The organism is Flavobacterium sp. 120 (assembly GCF_003633605.1).
GTDB classification, from domain to species: domain Bacteria; phylum Bacteroidota; class Bacteroidia; order Flavobacteriales; family Flavobacteriaceae; genus Flavobacterium; species Flavobacterium algoritolerans.
Map to the genome: position 1 here is coordinate 2,208,573 of NZ_RBKZ01000001.1, position 24,311 is coordinate 2,232,883.

Annotated in this window: 19 protein-coding genes, 2 tRNA genes and 3 rRNA genes; 13 read left to right on the forward strand and 11 right to left on the reverse strand. The window is 36.9% G+C overall.

Translation table 11 applies throughout. From position 1 onward, the window contains the following. Nucleotides 1–26: 26 nt before the first annotated feature. On the reverse strand, nucleotides 27–1,313 hold the full coding sequence (locus C8C87_RS09400) for an anthranilate synthase component I family protein (protein WP_121342424.1): 1,287 nt from the start codon (nucleotides 1,311–1,313) through the stop codon (nucleotides 27–29). Nucleotides 1,314–1,455: 142 nt separating this feature from the next. Here C8C87_RS09400 and C8C87_RS09405 point away from each other — a divergent pair, with 142 nt between their 5' ends. Further along, a complete protein-coding gene (locus C8C87_RS09405) occupies nucleotides 1,456–1,860 on the forward strand; it encodes a VOC family protein (protein ID WP_121342425.1) in 405 nt (134 codons plus the stop codon). 38 nt (nucleotides 1,861–1,898) lie between these two features. Continuing rightward, on the forward strand, nucleotides 1,899–2,279 hold the full coding sequence (locus tag C8C87_RS09410) for a DoxX family protein (RefSeq protein WP_099714970.1): 381 nt from the start codon (nucleotides 1,899–1,901) through the stop codon (nucleotides 2,277–2,279). A gap of 89 nt (nucleotides 2,280–2,368) precedes the next feature. Here C8C87_RS09410 and lpdA read toward each other — a convergent pair whose 3' ends face one another. Further along, entirely contained in the window at nucleotides 2,369–3,772 is a 1,404-nt protein-coding gene (gene lpdA / locus C8C87_RS09415; protein ID WP_121342426.1) for a dihydrolipoyl dehydrogenase, read from the reverse strand. Between the two features lie 151 nt (nucleotides 3,773–3,923). Next, a complete protein-coding gene (locus tag C8C87_RS09420; protein ID WP_121342427.1) occupies nucleotides 3,924–4,382 on the reverse strand; it encodes an Lrp/AsnC family transcriptional regulator in 459 nt (152 codons plus the stop codon). Between the two features lie 274 nt (nucleotides 4,383–4,656). On the opposite strand from C8C87_RS09420, the gene C8C87_RS09425 reads away from it, so the two are divergent. Further along, on the forward strand, nucleotides 4,657–5,883 hold the full coding sequence (locus C8C87_RS09425) for an aminotransferase class I/II-fold pyridoxal phosphate-dependent enzyme (RefSeq protein WP_121342428.1): 1,227 nt from the start codon (nucleotides 4,657–4,659) through the stop codon (nucleotides 5,881–5,883). A gap of 450 nt (nucleotides 5,884–6,333) precedes the next feature. Here the strand turns inward: C8C87_RS09425 and rrf are convergent. The 7 genes from rrf to C8C87_RS09460 form a co-directional block, all read right to left on the reverse strand. Then, a 5S ribosomal RNA gene (gene rrf / locus C8C87_RS09430) occupies nucleotides 6,334–6,443 on the reverse strand. Nucleotides 6,444–6,613: 170 nt separating this feature from the next. After that, a 23S ribosomal RNA gene (locus C8C87_RS09435) occupies nucleotides 6,614–9,497 on the reverse strand. Nucleotides 9,498–9,690: 193 nt separating this feature from the next. Further along, nucleotides 9,691–9,764, reverse strand: a tRNA-Ala gene (locus C8C87_RS09440). A 93-nt stretch (nucleotides 9,765–9,857) separates the two neighbouring features. Next, nucleotides 9,858–9,931, reverse strand: a tRNA-Ile gene (locus C8C87_RS09445). Nucleotides 9,932–10,054: 123 nt separating this feature from the next. Beyond that, nucleotides 10,055–11,568, reverse strand: a 16S ribosomal RNA gene (locus C8C87_RS09450). The 16S, 23S and 5S rRNA genes sit together here with 2 tRNA genes alongside, the layout of an rRNA operon. A 1,048-nt stretch (nucleotides 11,569–12,616) precedes the next feature. Continuing rightward, on the reverse strand, nucleotides 12,617–13,198 hold the full coding sequence (locus tag C8C87_RS09455; protein WP_121342429.1) for a DNA polymerase ligase N-terminal domain-containing protein: 582 nt from the start codon (nucleotides 13,196–13,198) through the stop codon (nucleotides 12,617–12,619). A gap of 43 nt (nucleotides 13,199–13,241) precedes the next feature. Further along, entirely contained in the window at nucleotides 13,242–13,607 is a 366-nt protein-coding gene (locus C8C87_RS09460; protein ID WP_121342430.1) for a hypothetical protein, read from the reverse strand. 162 nt (nucleotides 13,608–13,769) lie between these two features. Here C8C87_RS09460 and C8C87_RS09465 point away from each other — a divergent pair, with 162 nt between their 5' ends. The 10 genes from C8C87_RS09465 to C8C87_RS09505 all read left to right on the forward strand — a co-directional run bounded on the left by C8C87_RS09465 (nucleotide 13,770) and on the right by C8C87_RS09505 (nucleotide 23,242). Beyond that, a complete protein-coding gene (locus C8C87_RS09465) occupies nucleotides 13,770–14,030 on the forward strand; it encodes a heavy-metal-associated domain-containing protein (protein WP_121342431.1) in 261 nt (86 codons plus the stop codon). 105 nt (nucleotides 14,031–14,135) lie between these two features. Beyond that, nucleotides 14,136–14,519: a hypothetical protein gene (locus C8C87_RS09470; protein WP_121342432.1), complete on the forward strand. Its 384-nt coding sequence runs from the start codon at nucleotides 14,136–14,138 to the stop codon at nucleotides 14,517–14,519. Between the two features lie 253 nt (nucleotides 14,520–14,772). Continuing rightward, nucleotides 14,773–15,105 (forward strand): helix-turn-helix transcriptional regulator, encoded by a 333-nt coding sequence (locus tag C8C87_RS09475; RefSeq protein WP_121343340.1) that lies wholly within the window; start codon nucleotides 14,773–14,775, stop codon nucleotides 15,103–15,105. Between the two features lie 115 nt (nucleotides 15,106–15,220). Beyond that, complete coding sequence (locus C8C87_RS09480; RefSeq protein WP_121342433.1) at nucleotides 15,221–15,691, forward strand: DUF6428 family protein; 471 nt, start codon at nucleotides 15,221–15,223, stop codon at nucleotides 15,689–15,691. 15 nt (nucleotides 15,692–15,706) lie between these two features. Further along, a complete protein-coding gene (locus C8C87_RS09485; RefSeq protein WP_199716378.1) occupies nucleotides 15,707–16,342 on the forward strand; it encodes a low molecular weight phosphatase family protein in 636 nt (211 codons plus the stop codon). After that, a complete protein-coding gene (gene arsB, locus C8C87_RS09490) occupies nucleotides 16,342–17,391 on the forward strand; it encodes an ACR3 family arsenite efflux transporter (RefSeq protein WP_121342434.1) in 1,050 nt (349 codons plus the stop codon). The genes C8C87_RS09485 and arsB overlap by 1 nt, the downstream gene beginning before the upstream one ends. 12 nt (nucleotides 17,392–17,403) lie before the next feature. Next, nucleotides 17,404–17,742, forward strand: coding sequence for an FAD-dependent oxidoreductase (locus C8C87_RS15980; protein WP_369869807.1), 339 nt, complete (start codon nucleotides 17,404–17,406; stop codon nucleotides 17,740–17,742). Between the two features lie 12 nt (nucleotides 17,743–17,754). Then, complete coding sequence (locus C8C87_RS15955) at nucleotides 17,755–18,462, forward strand: NAD(P)-binding domain-containing protein (RefSeq protein WP_369869866.1); 708 nt, start codon at nucleotides 17,755–17,757, stop codon at nucleotides 18,460–18,462. Nucleotides 18,463–18,851: 389 nt separating this feature from the next. Continuing rightward, nucleotides 18,852–21,839, forward strand: a complete 2,988-nt coding sequence (locus C8C87_RS09500; RefSeq protein WP_121342435.1) for a TonB-dependent receptor — start codon at nucleotides 18,852–18,854, stop codon at nucleotides 21,837–21,839. An 11-nt stretch (nucleotides 21,840–21,850) separates the two neighbouring features. Next, on the forward strand, nucleotides 21,851–23,242 hold the full coding sequence (locus tag C8C87_RS09505; RefSeq protein ID WP_121342436.1) for a RagB/SusD family nutrient uptake outer membrane protein: 1,392 nt from the start codon (nucleotides 21,851–21,853) through the stop codon (nucleotides 23,240–23,242). Nucleotides 23,243–23,348: 106 nt separating this feature from the next. Here C8C87_RS09505 and C8C87_RS09510 read toward each other — a convergent pair whose 3' ends face one another. After that, a complete protein-coding gene (locus tag C8C87_RS09510) occupies nucleotides 23,349–24,311 on the reverse strand; it encodes an arginase (protein ID WP_121342437.1) in 963 nt (320 codons plus the stop codon).

Genomic DNA, 24,311 nt, shown 5'->3' on the forward strand with positions numbered 1-24,311 from the left:
TTCAAATTTAATTAATTCATTTTGATTTAACTTAAAACTTCTCGCATAGCTTTTGCTTTAAGCAAACATTCTTCATACTCGTTTTCAGGAATTGACTGTGAAGTTATAGCACTTCCAACCGAAAAAGAAACATATTTTTTTTCTTGATTGTATAAAATGCTTCGGATAACCACATTGAAATCGAAATCTCCGTTTGGTGCAAAATACCCTACTGCTCCACTATATAAGCCTCGTTTTGTTTCTTCCAGCTGCTCAATGATTTTCATCACCGAAATCTTTGGAGCACCAGTCATACTTCCCATCGGGAAAGTAGTTTTTAAGGCATCTACAGCAGAATATTGAGCATCTATTTTTGATGTTACCGTTGATATCATTTGATGGACTTGCAAAAAAGAATAAATTTCGCATAACTCTTGTACTTCAACGGAACCTTTTTGTGCCGTTCGAGACAAATCATTCCGCACTAAATCTGTAATCATAATGTTTTCGGCTCTTTCTTTTGGGTCTAAAGCCAATTGCATTTTTGATTTTTCATCTTCAATTGGATCTGAAAAACGTTTGGCAGTTCCTTTAATCGGTTGCGAAATAAGCAGTTCTCCTTCTTTTTTTAAATAGCGTTCCGGTGTTGCCGAAAGTAAAAAGTGTTTGTTGTTTTTAAAAAAAACAGCAAATGGAGGCTGAGAAATTTCGTTGAGTTTTATAAATTTTTCAATTGGATTAATGATTGCATTTTCGGCAAAAAACTCCATACAAAAATTAGCTTCATAAATATCACCTTGATGAATGTGTTCCAAGACTTTTGAAACCTTTTCAAGATAATGCTCTTTTGAAATGCGTTGTTGAATTTTTATTGTCGCTTCAGCTTCGACTTTTGACTTTTGACTTTCGACAATTTCTTCAAAATCTTCCTCAACTTCATCGTCACACATATTGAGATATTGAATTTCGAGTTGATTTCCTTTCAATAAAAACAGCTTCTTAGGTTGAAAAAAATACAAATCGGGAAAATCTAAGCCATCAAAATTAGTAGATTGTAACTGCTCGATATCATTTTTTAAATCATACGATAAATAGCCAAAAAGCCAGTCTTTGGTAATTTGCTGGTATTGTTTTAAATCTTCAAAAGCATTGTGATAATCCGTCTTTATTGCGGTAAATGCATCAACGGCAAGAACACAATCATAACTGGAATAGTTTTGCGGATAATCATTACTGTCTAAATAAATGATTTCTCGAAACTGTTGAGACCAAAATAAAAGTTGCTGTTTGAACAATTTTGGATCAGAAATAGACTTGTAAATTGAAGTTCTCAAAAAGTATTGGTGTTTAAAATTCAAAATTACAATAAAAAATAAACCTTCAATAACTGATTATACTAAAATTAGTTTATTTTTTTGTAAATTTGATAGTGCATGATAAATTTTGGCTTCTTTTAATCGTCTAATCATTCTCATTATGGCTTCAAAAATTTTCATCAATTTAGCTGTTAAAGACCTAAAAAAATCAATTGATTTTTTTACTACACTTGGATTTTCTTTCAATCCACAATTTACTGATGAACAGGCTACTTGTATGATTTTAGGAGAACATATTTTTGCGATGCTAGTGACAGAGCAACGATTTAAAGACTTTACCAAAAAAGAAATTTGCAATGCCAATAAAAATACCGAAGTTTTACTTGCAATGGATGCCGAGAGCAAAGAAAAAGTAGATGAAATGGTCAAAAAAGCAGTTGATGCAGGTGGTTCAATTTATATGGAGCCACAAGATCATGGATGGATGTATGGACATAGTTTTGCCGATTTAGACGGGCATCAATGGGAAATTTTCTATATGGATGAAAGTGCTATTCCCAAATAATAATTCTCAAATGTGTAACCTCTAAAAAACCATATACTATGAAAATTGCAATTATTATTATCCGAACTTTAATTGGACTTTTGCTACTTTATGCGTCTGTAAGCTTCTTTCTAAAACTAGCACCAGAACCAGAAGTTACTGGAAATTTCAAGGCTTTTAATGTGGGCTTAGTTGCGTCTACTTATTTGATCCCTTTGGCAAAATCAATGGAATTCCTTTGTGGATTATCCTTTATTACCGGACGGTATGTCACATTAGCCAATATCTTAATATTACCTATAACCATAAACATTTTATTTATTAACTTTTTCTTATCCCCGGAAGGAATACCAATCGCTGTGTTCTTATTTTTAGGGAATCTGTTTTTAATTTACAGTCATTGGGAAAACTATAAAGGTTTATTTATAGCTAAAGGCTAAGTAAACTCAACTCATAACAAATAAAGAAACCCGTTCAATTGAACGGGTTTCTTTATTTTTAAACGAGAATTAATCTCTCATATTTTTAATTATACATGCAAAGCTCTATTATCAGTAGCGGCTAATGCAGCTTCTTTTATCGCTTCTGCAAATGTTGGATGTGCATGTGACATTCTTGAAATATCTTCAGCAGATGCTTTGAATTCCATTGCTGTAACTGCCTCAGCAATTAAATCCGCACAACGGGCTCCAATCATGTGAACTCCTAAAACTTCATCCGTTTTAGCATCAGCAAGAATTTTTACAAATCCGTCTAAATCTCCACCTGCACGAGCACGTCCTAAAGCTTTGAAAGGAAAACTTCCTGCTTTGTATTCTACACCAGAAGCTTTCAATTGCTCCTCAGTTTGCCCTACTGCAGCCACTTCTGGCCAAGTATAAACAACACCGGGAATCAAGTTATAGTCAATATGTGGTTTTTGACCCGCTAATATTTCAGCAACCATTGCTCCTTCTTCTTCTGCTTTGTGCGCTAACATAGCCCCACGAACAACATCTCCAATAGCATAGATATTAGGAACGTTAGTTTGTAAATGATCATTTACTTCAACCATTCCTCTATCTGAGATTTTCACTCCAGCTTTATCAGCATTCAATCCATCAGTAAACGGACGACGTCCCACGGAAACCAATGAATAATCACCTTCCAGCGTAATTGTTTCTCCTTTTGCATTTTCAGCTTGAACAACAACACCTTCGCCATTTCTTTCTACTGATTTCACTTTATGAGAAACGTAGAATTTCATGCCTTGTTTCTTCAATACTTTAGTCAATTCTTTAGACAATGAGGCGTCCATTCCAGGAATGATTCTGTCTAAATATTCTACTACAGAAACTTGCGCTCCCAATCTTAAATACACTTGACCTAATTCAATCCCTATTACTCCACCACCAATAATCACTAAATGTTTTGGTACTTCTTTAAGTTTTAAAGCCTCAGTAGAAGTGATGATTCTTTCTTTATCAATTTTGATAAAAGGCAAAGAAGAAGGCTTTGAACCTGTAGCGATAATGATATTTTTAGCTTCGATAGTTTCAGAAGTTCCGTCTGCTTTTGCAACAGCAACATGCGTAGCATCAACAAATGAACCTAACCCTTCCAGAACTGTAATTTTATTTTTATCCATTAAAAATTTCACACCACCTGAAGTTTGATCAACAACAGCTTGTTTACGTGCAATCATTTTTTCTAAATTCACTTTTACTTCACCAGAAACTTCAATTCCGTGATCTGCAAAATGAACAATTTCACTGTAATGATGAGAAGAAGCAAGCAATGCTTTTGAAGGAATACAACCTACATTCAGGCAAGTTCCTCCAAGAGTGGAATATTTTTCTATAATTGCTGTTTTGAAACCCAATTGTGCACAACGAATTGCTGATACATATCCGCCTGGTCCAGAACCTATAATGACTACGTCAAATGAACTCATAGTATATTTTTTTATTGTGTTTTTATAAAATGTTGCACAAAATTAAGGAATTAAGTTTTGTTTAAAGTTTAATTCCGAAGGTTTTTTGTTACGAATTTTTAGTAATTAACATTTACTTATCATTGAATACCGCTTTAAATTCACATTTATTCTAAATATCAACAACTGTCGTGTTTTTTACTTCACTAATCATGAATGTGCTGTGTGTACTTCCAATATGTTCCAATGTGGTTAATTTTGTAACCAAAAACTCCCGATAAGCTTCCATATCTTTAACTACTATTTTTAGTATATAATCATAATCACCACTCACATGATGGCATTCAAGGACTTCTTTAAGTTTTACCACTTCACTTTCAAATTTGGTAAGAAACTCTTTGGTGTGTTGTATTAACTTAAGATGACAGAAAACCACAAAACCTTTTTCGACTTTCGAACGATTGATTAACACGACATATTTATCGATAATCCCTTCTCTCTCCAGTTTTTTAATGCGTTCGTAAACGGCAGTAACTGAAAGATTAAGTTTTAAAGACAATTCCTTAGTTGTTTTTTTGCTGTCGGATTGCAATAAAAAAAGTAATTTTTTATCGATGGCGTCTAATGTCATTTTTATTGAAATTTGAATTGAAATAAAATCTATATAAATCCTTTTTGAGAAGCTAATTTAGAAAATTAAATCATACAATTTAAATTTAGTAGTTTTAAAATCTAATATTAAGTAATAGTATTGATTATTAATCTATAACACTGTTATTTTGAATAGATTTTATTCAGACCGAAATCGCATAGCCCTGATAGCAGCGACATCCTTTTATTCGCCACGGCGAATAAAAGATATAGCGAATAGCAGGAATAGCTTCAAATAACAATAAAAAATAATTATGAAAAATTTCAATCCCGCAGACAACATTCAGGATTTACAGTACTTTGGCGAATTTGGTGGCGTAAATCCATCTATTTCAGATTCCTCAACCTATACCTTTTTATCGGCAAAAACAATGTTTGATACTTTTGAAGGCAATATGGAAGGCTGTTACTTGTACTCACGTCATTCCTCCCCGAGTAATTTATACTTAGACAAAGCATTGGCAGCAATGGAAGGAACGGAAACCGCAAATGTTTCAGCATCAGGAATGGGGGCGATTACTCCTACGCTATTGCAATTGTGCGGCTCGGGCGATCATATCGTTTCCAGCAGAACTATATATGGCGGAACGTATGCTTTTTTGAAGAATTTTACGCCAAGATTGGGCATCAAAACTACTTTTGTAGACATCACAAAATTAGACGTTGTGGAAGCTGCAATTACTGCTGAAACTAAAGTTTTGTACTGTGAGACGGTGAGTAATCCTTTACTGGAAGTAGCTGATATTACCGGTTTGGCAAAAATTGCCGAGAGACACAATTTGAAATTGGTTGTCGATAATACTTTTTCACCATTATCAGTTTCTCCTGCAAAGTTAGGTGCTGATATTGTGATTCACAGTTTAACGAAATACATTAACGGAAGCAGTGATACGGTGGGCGGTGTAACGTGTGCTTCGCAAGAGTTTATTGATAGTTTAAAAAATGTAAATAGTGGTGCCAGTATGTTATTGGGTCCAACAATGGACAGTTTGCGATCTGCCAGTGTGATGAAAAACTTACGTACATTACATATTAGGATGAAACAACACAGTCATAATGCAATGTATCTTGCAGAGCGTTTTGAAAAAGACGGACTAAAAACGGTTTATCCTGGTTTGAAAAGTCACCCAAGCCATGAACTGTATTCGTCAATGATTAATCACGAATATGGTTTTGGTGGGATGATGACCTTAGATGTTGGTACTTTGGAAAAAGCAAATGCACTGATGGAATTGATGCAAGCTAAAAATTTAGGCTATTTAGCAGTGAGTTTAGGATTTTATAAAACCTTATTCAGTGCTCCAGGAACTTCAACTTCTAGCGAGATTCCTATGGATGAACAAATAGAAATGGGATTGACTGATGGTTTAATTCGGTTTTCTATAGGTTTAGATAATGACATTGAAAGAACATATCAAATGATGAAGAAATGCATGATGGAATTAAATGTACTCACATCAGAATCAATTTTGGCAGAATAGTTTATTCATTTTATAATTTGAAAAAGCAGCAAAATATTTTGCTGCTTTTTTGTTGCTTAATTATTAGTAAACAAGCAATAGATTAAAAGTAATCAGGTTAAATAAAATCATTGAAAAACAATTCTCTTTTTGATCTAATCAACCTCTATGTAAATTATTCTAGTGATTCTTAATTTCACTCAAGCAGTAACTCACTTAAATTCAATGCTATATAAATAAAAACTAATTACAATATGCGACTCATTTGAATCTTCATTCTTATTTGAATAGTTTATAAAAACTCAACCTTATCAAACGTAAAAAACCATCATCACATACATGATTAGGATTTAAAAGAATCAAAAACAAGTACAGATTAAAGAAAGCTGACGAGTCGAGGCGTTAGCCGAACACGTCTCACCGCTGTAAAACAAAAAATCCTCATCAAATTCATGATGAGGATTCTTCAAAGAAAGGCGACGACATACTCTCCCACATAACTGCAGTACCATCTGCGCAGGCGGGCTTAACTACTCTGTTCGGGATGGGAAGAGGTGAGCCCCGCCGCAATAACCACCTTAAGAGGTTATAATTGCTTTGGGCAATTATTGTAACAATTAACAATTTATCATTGATAATTAATCACATAATATCTTAACATACTGAGATAAAGAAAAAGTATTGAAGTTCCTGAAATAAATTCAGGATAAAAGAAAGTTTCTTCTCCCGTCCCGAAAGACGGGAGAAAAGCGTACATAAGCTTACGGGTTATTAGTACTACTCGACTATGACATTACTGCCTTTACATCTATAGCCTATCAACGTGGTCATCTCCCACGACCCTTAAAAGAAATCTCATCTTGTGGTGGGTTTCGCGCTTATATGCTTTCAGCGCTTATCCCTTCCAAACGTAGCTACTCTGCGATGCCACTGGCGTGACAACAGATACACTAGAGGTTTGTCCAATTCGGTCCTCTCGTACTAGAATCAGATCCACTCAAATTTCTTGCGCCCACAGTAGATAGAGACCGAACTGTCTCACGACGTTCTGAACCCAGCTCGCGTGCCACTTTAATGGGCGAACAGCCCAACCCTTGGGACCTTCTCCAGCCCCAGGATGTGACGAGCCGACATCGAGGTGCCAAACCCCCCCGTCGATATGAGCTCTTGGGGGAGATCAGCCTGTTATCCCCGGCGTACCTTTTATCCTTTGAGCGATGGCCCTTCCATGCGGAACCACCGGATCACTATGCTCTACTTTCGTACCTGATCGACCTGTATGTCTCTCAGTCAAGCTCCCTTATGCCATTGCACTCTACGCACGGTTACCAAGCGTACTGAGGGAACCTTTAGAAGCCTCCGTTACTCTTTTGGAGGCGACCACCCCAGTCAAACTACCCACCAAGCAATGTCCCCCGCATAACGGGGTTAGGCCTCAGATAAACAAAGGGTTGTATTTCAACAATGACTCCACAACGCCTAGCGACGCCACTTCACAGTCTCCAACCTATCCTACACATCATTTATCCAAGGTCAATACTAAGCTATAGTAAAGGTGCACAGGGTCTTTTCGTCCCACTGCGGGTAAGCGGCATCTTCACCGCTACTACAATTTCACCGAGCTCATGGCTGAGACAGTGTCCAGATCGTTACACCATTCGTGCAGGTCGGAACTTACCCGACAAGGAATTTCGCTACCTTAGGACCGTTATAGTTACGGCCGCCGTTTACTGGGGCTTCAATTCAATGCTTCTCCGAAGATAACATCTCCTCTTAACCTTCCAGCACCGGGCAGGTGTCAGGCCCTATACTTCATCTTACGATTTTGCAGAGCCCTGTGTTTTTGATAAACAGTCGCCTGGACCTCTTCACTGCGGCCAGCATTGCTGCTGGCGACCCTTCTCCCGAAGTTACGGGTCTATTTTGCCTAATTCCTTAGCCATGAATCTCTCGAGCACCTTAGGATTCTCTCCTCGACTACCTGTGTCGGTTTGCGGTACGGGTACTTATTACCTGAAGTTTAGAGGTTTTTCTTGGAAGCCCTTAGGCGCACTATCTCTTTGTCCGAAGACTCCGAGTACTATCGTATTTCCCCAAGCCGCGTGGATTTGCCTGCGCAGCTTATAGGTAGGTACTTCAACGAACTATTCCGTCAGTTCGCGGCGCTTTCATCACTCCGTCACCCCATCACAGTAATAACTAGTACGGGAATATTAACCCGTTGTCCATCGACTGTCCCTTTCGGGTTCGCCTTAGGTCCCGACTAACCCACAGCTGATTAGCATAGCTGTGGAAACCTTAGTCTTTCGGTGTGCGGGTTTCTCGCCCGCATTATCGTTACTTATGCCTACATTTTCTTTTCTAACCAGTCCAGCATGCCTTACGACACACCTTCTACCCTGTTAGAATGCTCCCCTACCACTTGTAATAAATTACAAATCCATAGCTTCGGTAATATGTTTATGCCCGATTATTATCCATGCTCGTCCGCTCGACTAGTGAGCTGTTACGCACTCTTTAAATGAATGGCTGCTTCCAAGCCAACATCCTAGCTGTCTGGGCAGACAAACCTCGTTCTTTCAACTTAACATATATTTGGGGACCTTAGCTGATGGTCTGGGTTCTTTCCCTCTCGGACTTGGACCTTAGCACCCAAGCCCTCACTGTTATGAAACATTATATAGCATTCGGAGTTTGTCAGGAATTGGTAGGCGGTGAAGCCCCCGCATCCAATCAGTAGCTCTACCTCTATATAACTTTACGCATAACGCTGCACCTAAATGCATTTCGGGGAGTACGAGCTATTTCCGAGTTTGATTGGCCTTTCACCCCTACCCACAGGTCATCCGAAGACTTTTCAACGTCAACCGGTTCGGACCTCCACACTGTGTTACCAGCGCTTCATCCTGCCCATGGGTAGATCACACGGTTTCGCGTCTAACACTACTGACTAAAGCGCCCTATTCAGACTCGCTTTCGCTACGGATCCGTGGCTTAACCACTTATCCTTGCCAGCAACGTTAACTCGTAGGCTCATTATGCAAAAGGCACGCCGTCACCCCACGAAAGGGCTCCGACCGCTTGTAAGCGTATGGTTTCAGGATCTATTTCACTCCGTTATTCACGGTTCTTTTCACCTTTCCCTCACGGTACTGGTTCACTATCGGTCTCTCAGGAGTATTTAGCCTTAGCGGATGGTCCCGCCAAATTCAGACAGGGTTTCACGTGCCCCGCCCTACTCAGGATACCACTATCGTTATCTTCTATTACTTATACAGGGCTATCACCTTCTTTGGCTCTACTTTCCAGTAGATTCTAATTCTATCCGCAACAAATAACGTGGTCCTACAACCCCAACATTGCCGTAACAACATTGGTTTGGGCTAATCCGCGTTCGCTCGCCACTACTTACGGAATCACTTTTGTTTTCTTCTCCTCCGCCTACTTAGATGTTTCAGTTCAGCGGGTTTGCCCACCTATCGGTGTACTATGTCTTCAACATAGTGGGTTGCCCCATTCAGGTATTTACGGATCGTATCGTGTGTGCCAATCCCCGTAACTTTTCGCAGCTTATCACGCCTTTCATCGCCTCTGAGAGCCAAGGCATCCCCCATACGCCCTTATTTTGCTTATTGTACCAATCTCGTTAATTAAAACGAGACCGTTTCTTTTACTTGTCTAATGATAAACAAGTAAAAAATGCTTTCTACTTTTTATTATTTTCTTATCTCAATATGTCAATGAACTTTTTTCTAGTGATTAGCCCTTAGTAATTAGTGATTAGTTTTTGACTAATTACTTTTTACTCTTTACTACTCACTCGAATAGTGGAGAATAACGGAGTCGAACCGTTGACCTCCTGCGTGCAAGGCAGGCGCTCTAGCCAGCTGAGCTAATCCCCCAATCTAATTATGAATTGTGAATTATGAATTATGAATTTATATTTCATAACTCCTCAACTCTAGAATTTCTTCTTTTATTTAAGCTTTAAATAGTTGTCTCGGACAGACTCGAACTGTCGACCCCTACATTATCAGTGTAGTACTCTAACCAGCTGAGCTACGAGACACTCTTATTCTTAAATGGTATTATTTGAACTAACAGCAAGAGTAATAAAACGTTGGGATTTGTTTCCAACTTGAACTTTCGTCTTCTTTCTTTAGCGTGCATATAGCTAACACTAAAGCTCTAGAAAGGAGGTGTTCCAGCCGCACCTTCCGGTACGGCTACCTTGTTACGACTTAGCCCTAGTTACCAGTTTTACCCTAGGCAGCTCCTTGCGGTCACCGACTTCAGGCACCCCCAGCTTCCATGGCTTGACGGGCGGTGTGTACAAGGCCCGGGAACGTATTCACCGGATCATGGCTGATATCCGATTACTAGCGATTCCAGCTTCACGGAGTCGAGTTGCAGACTCCGATCCGAACTGTGACCGGTTTTATAGATTCGCTCCTGGTCACCCAGTGGCTGCTCTCTGTACCGGCCATTGTAGCACGTGTGTAGCCCAAGGCGTAAGGGCCGTGATGATTTGACGTCATCCCCACCTTCCTCTCAGTTTGCACTGGCAGTCTCGTTAGAGTTCCCGACATGACTCGCTGGCAACTAACAACAGGGGTTGCGCTCGTTATAGGACTTAACCTGACACCTCACGGCACGAGCTGACGACAACCATGCAGCACCTTGTAAATTGTCTTGCGAAAAGTCTGTTTCCAAACCGGTCAATCTACATTTAAGCCTTGGTAAGGTTCCTCGCGTATCATCGAATTAAACCACATGCTCCACCGCTTGTGCGGGCCCCCGTCAATTCCTTTGAGTTTCATTCTTGCGAACGTACTCCCCAGGTGGGATACTTATCACTTTCGCTTAGCCACTGAAATTGCTTCCAACAGCTAGTATCCATCGTTTACGGCGTGGACTACCAGGGTATCTAATCCTGTTCGCTACCCACGCTTTCGTCCATCAGCGTCAATCCATTAGTAGTAACCTGCCTTCGCAATTGGTATTCCATGTAATCTCTAAGCATTTCACCGCTACACTACATATTCTAGTTACTTCCTAATAATTCAAGTTTAGCAGTATCAATGGCCGTTCCACCGTTGAGCGATGGGCTTTCACCACTGACTTACTAAACCGCCTACGGACCCTTTAAACCCAATGATTCCGGATAACGCTTGGATCCTCCGTATTACCGCGGCTGCTGGCACGGAGTTAGCCGATCCTTATTCTTACAGTACCGTCAAGCTGGTTCACGAACCAGTGTTTCTTCCTGTACAAAAGCAGTTTACAATCCATAGGACCGTCATCCTGCACGCGGCATGGCTGGATCAGGCTTGCGCCCATTGTCCAATATTCCTCACTGCTGCCTCCCGTAGGAGTCTGGTCCGTGTCTCAGTACCAGTGTGGGGGATCTCCCTCTCAGGACCCCTACCCATCGTTGCCTTGGTAAGCCGTTACCTTACCAACTAGCTAATGGGACGCATGCTCATCTTTCACCGTTGTGACTTTAATTATAAAGTGATGCCACTCTATAATACTATGAGGTATTAATCCAAATTTCTCTGGGCTATCCCTCTGTGAAAGGTAGATTGCATACGCGTTACGCACCCGTGCGCCGGTCTCTAGTTCCGAAGAACTATACCCCTCGACTTGCATGTGTTAAGCCTGCCGCTAGCGTTCATCCTGAGCCAGGATCAAACTCTTCATCGTATATTGTGTGAGATCAGATAAATCTTCTCTCTTTGTTTATTCGACTAAATTCTAGTGGTTTTTTCAAATCTCTCGATTCTATTACTCTCATTCTTTTGTTTTGAAATCTCTTTCAAAACGGCTGTCAATTCAATATGTCTAGGAACGTGTTCTTCTTTGTTTTTCCCTTCGTTAACACTACTTAAAGTGTTTCTCGAAGCGGGTGCAAAAGTACAACTTCTTTTTTAACTGGCAAGAAAATTTTGAAGTTTTTTTTGGAAATTTTTATCTCCGTTTTACTACCGTTTTCTTATCAGCTTGTCAAGGAACTTTGCGCGTTTTGCGGGGTGCAAATGTAATAAGCTCTTTCTAATCTCACAAGCTTTTCTGAATCTTTTTTTGAAAATAAATTCCCTCTCTCAATCCAGTTTACTTGTCAGTATTCTAAAGAACGTCTGCGTCATTGCGGGTGCAAAAGTAGCACCTTTATTCACTTTTACAAGCTTTTTTAAACCTTTTTTTTCATGTTTTCTTAACCTATCCTTTAACTCGCTGAAAACATGATTCTTGAATAGTAAAGTTTTTTATGATAAACTGCCTTTTAACTCCCGATGAATGGGATTTCAAATCAAAACCTCCTATTCCAATAAAGATGGGCAACTTTCAACTGCCTCTCCCTTCTTTATAAAATCTTGGGAAATTCTAGCTTTATTGCCTTTTATACGGCTGACAGCTTCAATTTGTGCACTAAAAAACAGCTCCACTTGCCAGAATACCTACAAAAGAACACAACAGGTTAAATATTTTGTCTCTTACCTTATATAGTAACAAACTTCTCTTTCCCATTCTATCCTATATATAAGGTCCCAAAATACACATCAAAACGACAAAAAGCTCTACTTAACCAAAGTTCGCGTTAGGGATAGCAGCGAAAAGCCCACAGTCTCGCCTTTTTTGGCGGGATGAGGACTTGTAGCACATAGCCCGACTCCTTAATATAAAGAAAGGCGACTCTCCACTAAGAGAATCGCCTTTCTTTATATTAAGGTGGAACGCACAAATTGTTTTATTAACCACTCTTCTTTCCCATACTCTCTAATGTCCTATTAGAAAGTACAGATTTATCTTGTTGCAAAACATCTTCATCATTTGCATATTGATCTTTTGACTTTATCAAAAGCCATGTATTCTCCTGTTTGGTTTTTAATTTTACTAAAGCAAATTCACCTTTCAATTTTTTCCCATTAAGAATAAAACTAAGATGTCCTTTTTGTAAATCGGATTGTAATTTATGTTCGTCGATACCTGACCTATCTTCACCCGCTAAAATATACGTTCCATTGTCCCAAACAATAACATTCCCTGCGCCGTAATTTCCCTCCGGAATAGTACCTTCAAAATCTTTGTAACTATAAGGATGGTCTTCTACCATAATAGCCAATCTTTTATCAGCCGGATTCATAGACGGTCCTTTGGGTATCGCCCAACTTTTTAGCACTCCATGCATTTCTAATCTAAAATCATAATGCAAATGGGAGGCCGCATGCTTTTGTACTACGAAAATCAATTCAGTCAATGACTGCTTGATTTTTCCTTCAGGCTCTAAAGTGGAATTAAAATTACGCTTTTGATTGTATTCACTCAAAGACATGATTAATAGGATTAGTATTTAAAACTTACGACAAACCCATTGATTACATTTTATCTCCAGAATTTTCCTCTAAATCATTATGATTATCTCCACCTATACTATAATGTTTGTTTTCTTCATCTTCATTTCCGGAGTTTTCCGTTTCCTCATCTAATTCTGAGCCAGGAATATCTAAATCTCCTCCAGAAACATCCTCTTCGAAACTTTTCTCATTCAATTCCCGGATATTATTTATTTCAACAGGAGACTTTTTTTTCGAAAGATCTTCTGGATCTATTTCCATCTCTTTATGGAATTGGTTATAAATATCTTCACTTGGAGGATATAAAAGAGAATCCGGAATTGCATTTTTATCTTTCTTACCCGGTTTTCTTTTGTCAAAATTCAATTTATTGCTTCTATTATTCATATTACACTTATTTAATTGATTTTCAATACACTAAGTTAAACATTTTTAAATAAAACCAACCTAAATTATTTAAATTATTCAAGATAAATCACTAACTTTAAACCACTTAACCCATAAATACAACAATCTATTATCCTATTCCTAATCTTAAAAAATAAAAACATGAGTATACTAACTGATAATGTAATCCCCGGTAATCATGGTAAAATTTTTGGAACAAATGCTGTTGAAGACATTGATTTAATAGAAATAAAATCCAGCTTACTAGAACTAGACGGAATAAAAGAGGTTTTATTGAATACTGAAATTTTTCCAAGAGAATTTACCGTTCACACTTCGAAAATGATACCTATAAGCGATATTGAAAATCGAGTTAAACTAGTCGGATTTCATGCTATCCCAAAAGAAGTATTTGAGCTTTGATGCTTTGGAATAAACTTCCATTAATACATTGCTTTTTGCTATTTCTATCAAATTAAAAATGACTCAAGCTCAATTAATTTCAAATTATTAAAAAAGACAGAAAAAATGGAAACTAAAAAAACAATTTATCAATTACACGAAGAACACAAAACGTGGTTAAACAAACTTTTGTTTTATAAAGACGAACTTACGATTATGGGTAATCGGATTACGGAAGTCGCGGAAAAGAATACTTCTAAAGAGTTACGTTCCTTAGCCGATCATTTCCATAATCAGCTGATTATTCAAAAAGAACAGATAGACATCTTAAATCATGATATTAAAAGTCACGAATCCTATCTTGAGGCTGCCGTGCAAAAAAATCCCAATGCTGTTGATCATGAAAAATTTTCAGACCATAAAAAACACCGAGAAAGCATCGCCGTATTTGAAAAATTATTTAGAGAATTGAGAGAAGAGTTGATTGATTTTTTATCAAAATGGATGTAAATCAGATGATTTATAAAAATTAGAAGCTTATTTTTCGAAAACAAATTAGAAACTATTGTTTCATGGGATTTTATTATCCATTAAATTTCACTTAAAAACCATTTTCTATTGCAAGTATAAACTTCAGGATGACTGCTAAGCTATTACCTTACTATAAACCAAAAAGGTAGTTGAAGAACTTAAGCGAAAAATATATTCCAATATTTGGTTTTTATTCATATATATCGTAATATTGCAATATAAATATATAACAGTGGGAATTACTAAATCAGATCATTTTACAGACGAGCAAAACGAATTGGCAATTTTGGCGAAAGCCATAGGTCATCCGGCTCGAATTGCCATTATTCAGCACCTCATCAAAGTGAACAGTTGTATATGCGGTGACATCGTAAACGAGCTGCCTCTAGCCCAACCTACCGTTTCCCAACACTTGAAAGAGCTTAAAAATGCCGGACTCATAAAAGGTAATTTTGAAGGAAATTCTATTTGTTATTGCCTCAACGAAGAAGGTTTTAATAAAATAAAGGGCTTTTTTCAGCACATCAATACCTATTTAGAAAACAAGAAGAATCAATGCTGTTAATTTTTAAATTGTAAGAATCATGAAATCGCCAGAACTGAAAAAAAAAAAAAAAAAAAACAATATAATTTAGGAATGGCGATACCATATTCCTTTAAAAAACAAATATTATACTCATATGAAACTATCAGAAATTAAAAAAGAGTTGAGCACGCTTGAAAACGTTGCTTTTGTATTACCAAACGGCAGTTATGTTCCAGAACATTTTCACGTAACTGAGGTGGGTTTAATCACCAAAAAATTCATTGACTGCGGTGGAAAAGTTCGAAAAGAAACTGTAGTAAATTTCCAATTATGGGATGCTAATGATTTCGAACACCGATTAAAGCCAAAAAAACTTTTAGATATTATCGCTCTTTCAGAGAAAGTGTTAGGAATCGAAGATTACGAAATTGAAGTAGAATACCAAGCCGAAACGATTGGTAAATATGACTTAGGTTTCAATGGAAAAGTATTCACGCTTTTGAATAAACAAACAGCTTGTTTAGCCCAAGACCAATGTGGCATTCCAGCAGAAAAACAAAAAGTAAAATTATCTGAAATTTCAAGCCAAACTAATAGCTGCACTCCCGGCGGTGGCTGTTGCTAATTTTAAAACTATAAAATGACACTAACCAAAACCATTCTATTTCCAGAAATTGAAAAAATAATCTCTGCTTTTGATTTTGAAAGTATATCATCAGAGCGAAAAATTATTTTGCAACCGCTGATTGATTTTATTCAATCAAAAGCATCGAATCAGCAAGAAATCAGGCTGAACTTGATTTGCACCCATAATTCCAGAAGAAGTCATTTATCACAAGTTTGGGCACAAACTGCAGCCGCACATTTCAATATAAAAAATGTATTTTGTTATTCTGGCGGAACCGAAGCAACTGCTTTATTTCCTATGGCTGCCAAAACATTGGAACAATCAGGCTTTAAAATCAAAGTAATTGCAGCAGGTAATAATCCAATTTATGCCATAAAATATGCGGAGAATGAACATCCTATTATTGGTTTTTCAAAAACCTATGATGATGCTTTTAATCCTCAAAGTGAATTTGCAGCGATTATGACTTGCTCACAGGCTGATGGCGGTTGTCCGTTTATTGCAGGTGCAGAAAAACGTATTCCCATCACATTTGAAGATCCAAAAGCCTTTGACAATACGCCTCAACAAGCAGAAAAATATCAGGAACGCAGTTTGCAAATTGCAACCGAAATGTTCTATGTATTCTCCAAAATAAAATCATACTAATGGCATTACATAAAAAAAGATTAAACTTCCTTGATAGTTACTTGACACTTTGGATATTTCTGGCAATGATAATTGGCGTTTCCATTGGCTATTTTATACCTTCCAGCAGCGGCTTTATCAATTCCTTTTCAAGCGGAACGACCAATGTTCCTCTGGCAATTGGATTAATAGTGATGATGTATCCACCTTTGACTAAAATTGATTTTTCAAAAATTTCCTTAATGTTTGAAAAGCCAAAATTACTCACCGCCTCTTTCTTCATCACTTGGATTATTGGTCCGTTTTTAATGTTTTCATTGGCAACATTCTTTTTAAAAGATTATCCGGAATACATGACGGGTTTAATCATAATTGGGATTGCTCCTTGCATAGCCATGGTGATTGTCTGGAATGAATTAGCCGAAGGAAATAGGGAATTAACAGCGGGCTTAATCGGAATTAATAGTTTGCTTCAAGTGTTCTTTTTTGGATTGTATGCGTATTTTTATTTGGAAATCATGCTGCCATTATTTGGAATAAAAGGCTTGGAATTAAATATTACGGTTGCCCAAATTGCCACAACTGTTGGAATTTATTTAGGCATTCCATTTGCATTAGCGATAATTAGCCGCTTTGCCATCAAGAAATTCATTAGCGATAAATGGTTCAATCAAAAATTTATTCCGTTTGTTTCTCCCATTACTTTGATTGCTTTGCTTTTTACAATCGTTGTCATGTTCAGTCTAAAAGGCGAAATGATTGTTGATTTACCTTTGGATGTGGTTAGAATCGCCGTTCCACTTGTGATTTTCTTTGCTATTATGTTTTTCCTGATGTTTTTTGTTTCCAAAAAAATTGGAGCCAATTATAGAGATGCCGTTGCGCTTTCCTTCACCGCATCCGGAAATAATTTTGAATTAGCAATTGCAGTTTCTATTGGCGTTTTCGGAATCAATAGCGGACAGGCATTTGCAGGAGTCATTGGGCCATTAGTAGAAGTTCCAGCTTTGATTATTCTAGTAAATGTTGCTTTTTGGCTAAAGAAAAAATATTATACTAAAACAACTTAAAGTACAATCCCAATGCACAAAATTCTGGATGTTATTGTTATTGGTGGCGGACAAAGCGGATTGGCTTGCGGGTATTATTTACGACGCCATAAAATAAACTTCCTCATATTGGATAAAGAAGAAAAGTGCGGTGGTTCCTGGCTTCATGCTTGGGACAGTCTCACGCTTTTTTCTCCTGCCGAGCATAGTTCTTTGCCGGGTTGGCTGATGCCAAAATCTGAAAATCTGTTTCCTTTAAAACAAGAAGTAATCGATTATTTGTGCCAATATGAAAAGCGTTACGAACTACCGATAGAGTGCTCCGTTACTGTAGAAAACATAACTTCTGAAAATAAAATATTCAAAGTTTAAACCAATAAAGGAATCTATTTTTCAAAAGCAATAATTGCTGCGGCAGGAACTTGGAACAATCCTTTTATTCCAAAGATTAAAGGAATAGAAACTTTCAAAGGAATTCAAATCCATTCTGCTAATTATAAAAATCCGGAAGAGTTTAGGAATTTAAAGGTTCTGGTTGTTGGCGAAGGAAATTCGGGTGCGCAAATTGTAGCAGAAGTTTCTAAAGTCACCACCGTGAAATGGTCAACCAGAAAACTACCGCACTATTTACCGGATGAAGTAGACGGATTTTATCTTTTCAATGTGGCAACTGCCAAATACAATGCTGAAAAAGAAGGAAAACCATTTAATGCCGCCAATTATGATTTGGGAAATATTGTAATGGTGCCGCCAGTAAAAGAAGCTCGATCCAGAGGAATTCTGACTTCAAGTGGTAGTTTTGAAAGCATATATGAAAACGGTGTACTTTGGTCTGACGGAACCCAAGAAGATTTTGATGCTATAATATGGTGTACGGGTTTTGGTTATACGACGTCTTTTTTGAAAAATATTGTTTCAGCAGATGAGCGCGGCATTGTAAAAACCGAAGAGAGCAAAGCAACTGAAATTTCCGGATTATGGCTAGCGGGTTACGGCAGTTGGACTGGCTATGCATCAGAAACACTCATTGGAATCAACAGAAATGCCAAACAAACTTGTAACGAAATCATAGAATATCTGCAGCAAATCTAAATCAGTTTATCATAAAAATCCATTGATTCTAGTGGTTTAAATGAATTTATTGTCTTTTATAAATTTCAACAATGTCCGTTTTGAATTTGTTTTTGATCCATGGAATCAAAACGATAATATAATATAAATAAACCCACACAAAGGACTTTTTTTTAATTATCGCTAATGGGTTTTGAAACGAATTCATGAATTTATTAGATTACACAATACTCAAAACCTAATACAAGATTAAACACACTAAACCGATATTTTTACGAATACCGTTTTTTTATATTTTAAATTTTAAATTATTGACAAAAAACATCAAAACAAGAGATTTTACACGCATAATCTCCTTTAATTAACATTTTATTTAGATATTTGACCAACTAATCTTAAATAATCCAAAAATGAAAATTAATTTGAAGCATTTTTTGAGTTTACTCATTGTACTGACTGTACAATTGACATTTGCTCAAGAAAGTACATTGTCAGGTAAAGTTACTGACATGGGTGGACTGCCCGTTCCCGGTGCAAATATCATTGTAAAAGGGACCAACATTAGTACCCAAACTGGATTTGATGGTGATTTTACCATTAATGCTAAAAAAGGCCAACTATTGATTGTCAGTTTTGTAGGAATGAAAACTATTGAGGTTCCTGCATCTTCTTCGATGTTAATTAAATTGAGTGATGCCTCAAATCAATTAGAAACAGTTGTTGTAGTAGGTTACGGTACTCAAAGTAAAAAGAAATTAACCGATAACATTGCCCGCGTTACAGCAAAAGACATCCAACAAATTCCGGTATCCAATGTTCAAAATGCCTTAGTTGGTAAATTAGCAGGGGTACAAATCACACAGACAAATGGTAAAGTTGATGGAGGAATAAATATTCGTGTTCGTGGTGCTGCAAGTATCAGCGCTGGAACACAACCTTTATATGTATTAGATGGAATTCCTTTAGTTACTTCAAACGAATCAAGTAATGGAGCACCAACTAACCCATTATTGACTTTAAGTACTAACGAAATTGAATCAATTGACGTCCTAAAAGACGCATCTTCTGCCGCAATTTACGGTGCTAGAGGTGCAAATGGAGTTGTTTTGATTACTACCAAAAGAGGAAAAGAAGGAAAAGGAACGTTTTCTATCAACCTTTCACAAGGCGTTAGCCAAGCTACTAACAAAAGAAAATGGTTGAATGCAGATCAATATGTAGAGTTATTCACTGAAGCATCTATTAATGGACTTGGTGATGCCGCTGAAGCTGAAGATACTTTTGATTTCTTAGCTCAAGGTACAGACTGGAGAAACAGAGAAGTAGATACTGACTGGCAAGAAACTGCATTCCAAGACGGATTCAATACTGATGCTGATTTTTCAGTATCTGGAGGTGATGCCAACACAAAATATTTCTTCTCTGGTGCTTATAACAACACTACTGGTATTATAAACAGTAATGCATTAGAAAGAGTTACCGCAAGAACAAACGTGTCACACAAAATATCGGATCGTTTTACTGCTGGTATGAATTTAAGTTTCTCCAGATCAGAAATTGACCGTGTGCAGGATGACAATTCCTTTACTACTCCTTTACAGGCTGTCGCACAATCCCCATTATCTCCTGCTCGTTTAGATGATGGAACGGCAAATCCAAATACATTGTACGCCAACTTTTTATTGGCTATTGACAATTCGTTCTGGAAAACAATCATGAGAAGAGTTACCGGTAAAGCATATGGAGAATTTAAAATCATTCCTTCTTTAAAAGTAAATTCTGATTTCTCCTATGACTTATTATCACAAACGGAGGATGCTTGGTATGGTAAAAACTCCCCTTTTATGGCAACTGACGGAGAAGTTTTTGCTACTTCTGTAAACAATGAAACTTATATTTACAGTAATTACCTGACTTTCGACAAAACCTTTGGTGAAAAACATGACGTAAATGCGGTTGCTGGTATGGAGTTTAATAAATTCAACCGTAGGTTTCAAAGTGTAACTAGTATCTATTTCCCAAATGATTCTTTCCAAACTGTTGATGGAGGTGCTGAAGTATCTGGTGGTTCAGGAAATGAAACTGATTATACATTTGTATCGCAATTTGGTAGAGTTACCTATTCATATGATGACAAATACATCTTCAAAGCGAGTATCCGTCGTGATGGTTCTTCCCGTTTTGGTAAAAACAATAGATTTGGTACTTTCCCGGCATTTTCTGCAGGATGGATCATGTCTGAAGAAAGCTTCTTAAAAGATAATCCTACTTTGACTTTCTTAAAATTAAAAGGAAGCTGGGGTAAATTAGGTAATGCCGAATTGGGTAATTTTGCTTCACGCCAATTGTACGGATCAAATCCTTATAACTTAAAATCAGGACTTTCTTTCTCTCAAGCTGGAAACGATGATCTTACTTGGGAAAAATCTACTCAAGTTGATTTTGGTGTTGAATTTGGTTTGCTAAACCGCATCAGCATTGAAGCCGATTATTACAAAAAAAATACGGATGGCTTACTTTTTAGTGTTCCATTATCAATAAGTTCCGGAGCAACTACAATCAACCAAAATATTGGAGAAGTACAAAGTAGCGGAGTCGAATTTACATTGAACACAAAAAATATTGATTCAGATAATTTAAAATGGAATACTAGCTTTAATGTAACTACCAACCAATCTGAAGTATTGTCAATGCCAAATAACAATCAAGATATTGTTAGCTCATTTACGATTAACAGAGTGGGAGAAAATATCTCTTCCTTTTACTTAGTAGAATATGCTGGAGTAGATCCTGCGAATGGAGATGCCCTTTTTGTGAAAAATACCGTTAACGCTGATGGATCTTTGGATAAATCAACAACTAACGATTACTCTGAAGCAAAAAGAGTGGTTTCAGGAAATCCTTTCCCTACATTGATGGCTGGTTTAACAAATACAATTAATTATAAAGGACTTGATTTTTCTTTTACATTCCAAGGAGAATGGGGAGCTAGTATTTACAACTCTGCCGGTAAATACCAATCGGTTGCAGCTGACTATTTTGACAATCAAACCATAGACCAATTAAACCGTTGGCAAAATCCGGGTGATATTACTAATGTTCCCCAAGCCAGATTATACGGAAGTAACGGAACACAAGAATCAACTCGATTTTTAGACAAATCAGATTTTGTTCGTTTAAGAAACTTAACAATAGGATATTCTTTACCAGGTAACACGGTAAAAGATTTAGGAATGAGCAGTGTACGCTTTTACGCTACAGGAGTTAACTTACTTACTTTTACAAATTATTCTGGTTATGACCCAGAAGCAAGAAGAGATGATACAGGTATTGGAGAAGAATTTTACTCAGCTCCACCATCCCGAACTATTGCTTTAGGAGTAAATATTAATTTTTAAAAATTAAAAAAATGAAATCAAATAAATTAATCCTATTTATTCTCTTCGCTACTTTTTTTGCAAGTTGTGACAATGAATTAGAAATAGATCCCAAACAAAATGAAGATGCTTCAGTAACATTAACTACTGAAACCGGCATCATTAACATACTAACAGGTGCCTATGCTACAGCTGCAGATGGTGATGTATATGGCGGTAGAATATTGACCTCTGCCGATTTATTGGCACAAACTGGTATAACAGCGACAACTGATTTTAGATGGAGAGGTACTTTTGGCGAATGCCGACAAATGTATTCTAAAACTATTTTAGTTAACAATACTTTTGTTCAGCAAATTTATACTCGAAACTATCAAATAATCAATGCTGCCAATACAGTTATTGAAAACATAGATAAAGTTCAAGATCCCGAAAGACAAACTACAATGATTGCCGAGGCTACTTTTTTAAAGTCAATGGCATACTTTGATTTGGTTCGATTTTTTGCAAAACCATATGAAGCAGGTCAAGCTAATACCCAATTAGGTGTTGTTATCAGACCAAATGCAATTTATGATTTCACTATTGATTTAGCAAAAGAAAGAAGCACTGTTGATGAAGTTTATGCGCTAATAATTTCAGGTTTAAACTTGGCTTACAATGATCTTCCGGAAGACAATAGTTTTTATGCTGATAAATATGCAGCCAAAGCTTTATTAGCGAGAGTATATTTGCAACAAGGAAATTATCCTGCTGCCAGAGATGCTGCCCATGATGTAATTGAAAATAGCGGACGTGCTTTATCTCCTAAATATGCAAATGCTTTCAATCATGATGTCAATCAGAGTGAGGATATTTTTGCTATACAAATCACAAAACAAACAGGAGAAAATGAAGTGACAAATTTATATGCTTCCGAAGACAATGGTGGACGTGGTGGCGATATTGAAATAAGATCTACTTATTTAGCTAAATTTACTGACCCAGCTGACGAAAGACGTAATTTTAATTACATCAACCCAGACAACGGAAGAAGATTGACTTCTAAATACACCGATCAATTTGGAGATGTTCCTTTAATTCGTTTGGCTGAGATGTACCTTATTAGAGCCGAAGCAAATTTCAGAGCTGGAACTTTTGTTGGTAACACTCCGGTGGCTGACATCAATTTACTGAGAACACGTGCAAGTGCGACAAATTTCATAACCGTTACCTTAGCTACTATTTTAAGAGAACGCGAATTGGAATTAGCAATGGAAGGCTTTGCAATTCATGATTTAAAAAGAACAAAAAGTTCTATTGATGTTTTTGCTGATGGATCTGAATTGATTCCATATAATGATAACACTTTGGTATTCCCTATTCCATTAAGAGAAACGGATACAAATAGTAAAATCACGCAAAATCCTGGATATGGAAGTTAATCCTTTTAAAATATCCTTTTAAAATATCCTTTTAAAAAACCATTAAATAAAAAGCCCGAAATCTAAAATTTGATTTCGGGCTTTTCTATGTATTAAAAAAAATAAACTATTCAATAGGAAGAACAAGTGTTGTCGTTATAGCTTCCAAAACCTCAAAAGCAGTTTCTGCCATTTTATTTCCTTTGGTGTCCAATAAAGGATTTACCTCCACAAATTCAATGCAAACAACTTTTTTTGTTTGGATAATTTGATTGATGATCGCTATGATTTCGTACTGATCAAAACCTTTGGGAACCGGTGTTCCTGTTCCATAAGAAATCATATCACAATCCATGGAATCCACATCAAAAGAAATATACAAAACTTCACAATGCGTTAATTTTGACAAAGCTTCTGCGACACACGTTTCCAATCCTCTGTAACGCACTTCATCAACCTTATAATTCTTGATATTCAATTTTTCAATTTGCTTATCTTCTTCATCTTCGGTATCACGAACTCCAAAATAAATCAGATTTTCAGCCAAAACTTTTGGTCCATTATACCCTATGTTTTTCATTTCCTCCCAATGTTGTTGGGTTTCTGGAGCTACATCATTATTCTGGCAACTCAAATTATCATCCGCAAGAGCCGCTGATAATGGCATTCCGTGAATATTTCCAGATGGTGAAGTGTAAGGCGAATGCAAATCAGCATGGGCATCAATCCAAAACACGCCAATATTTTGCTCCGGAAAAGTTGCTTTTATTCCACTTAAAGTCCCTAATGCTGAAGAATGATCTCCTGATAAAACAATTGGAAAATAATTCCCTGCTAAATTTTTCTTTACCGCATTACAAACTCTGGTGCATTGCTCTACAACATGCTCAATTCTTTTAGCAGAAGTACTTCGATTTTTATCATAAATGGATTCGTTGTGTGTTTTTACATCTTCAAATTCAAATTGATTAAAATAATCACTGTTTTGATTAATTGCAGCGATTTCGATAGCATCAATCCCCAAGTCAGAACCTCGCGTACCAGCACCTATATCAGATCTGTTTTTTATTAATTTTATAGCTTTTCCCAT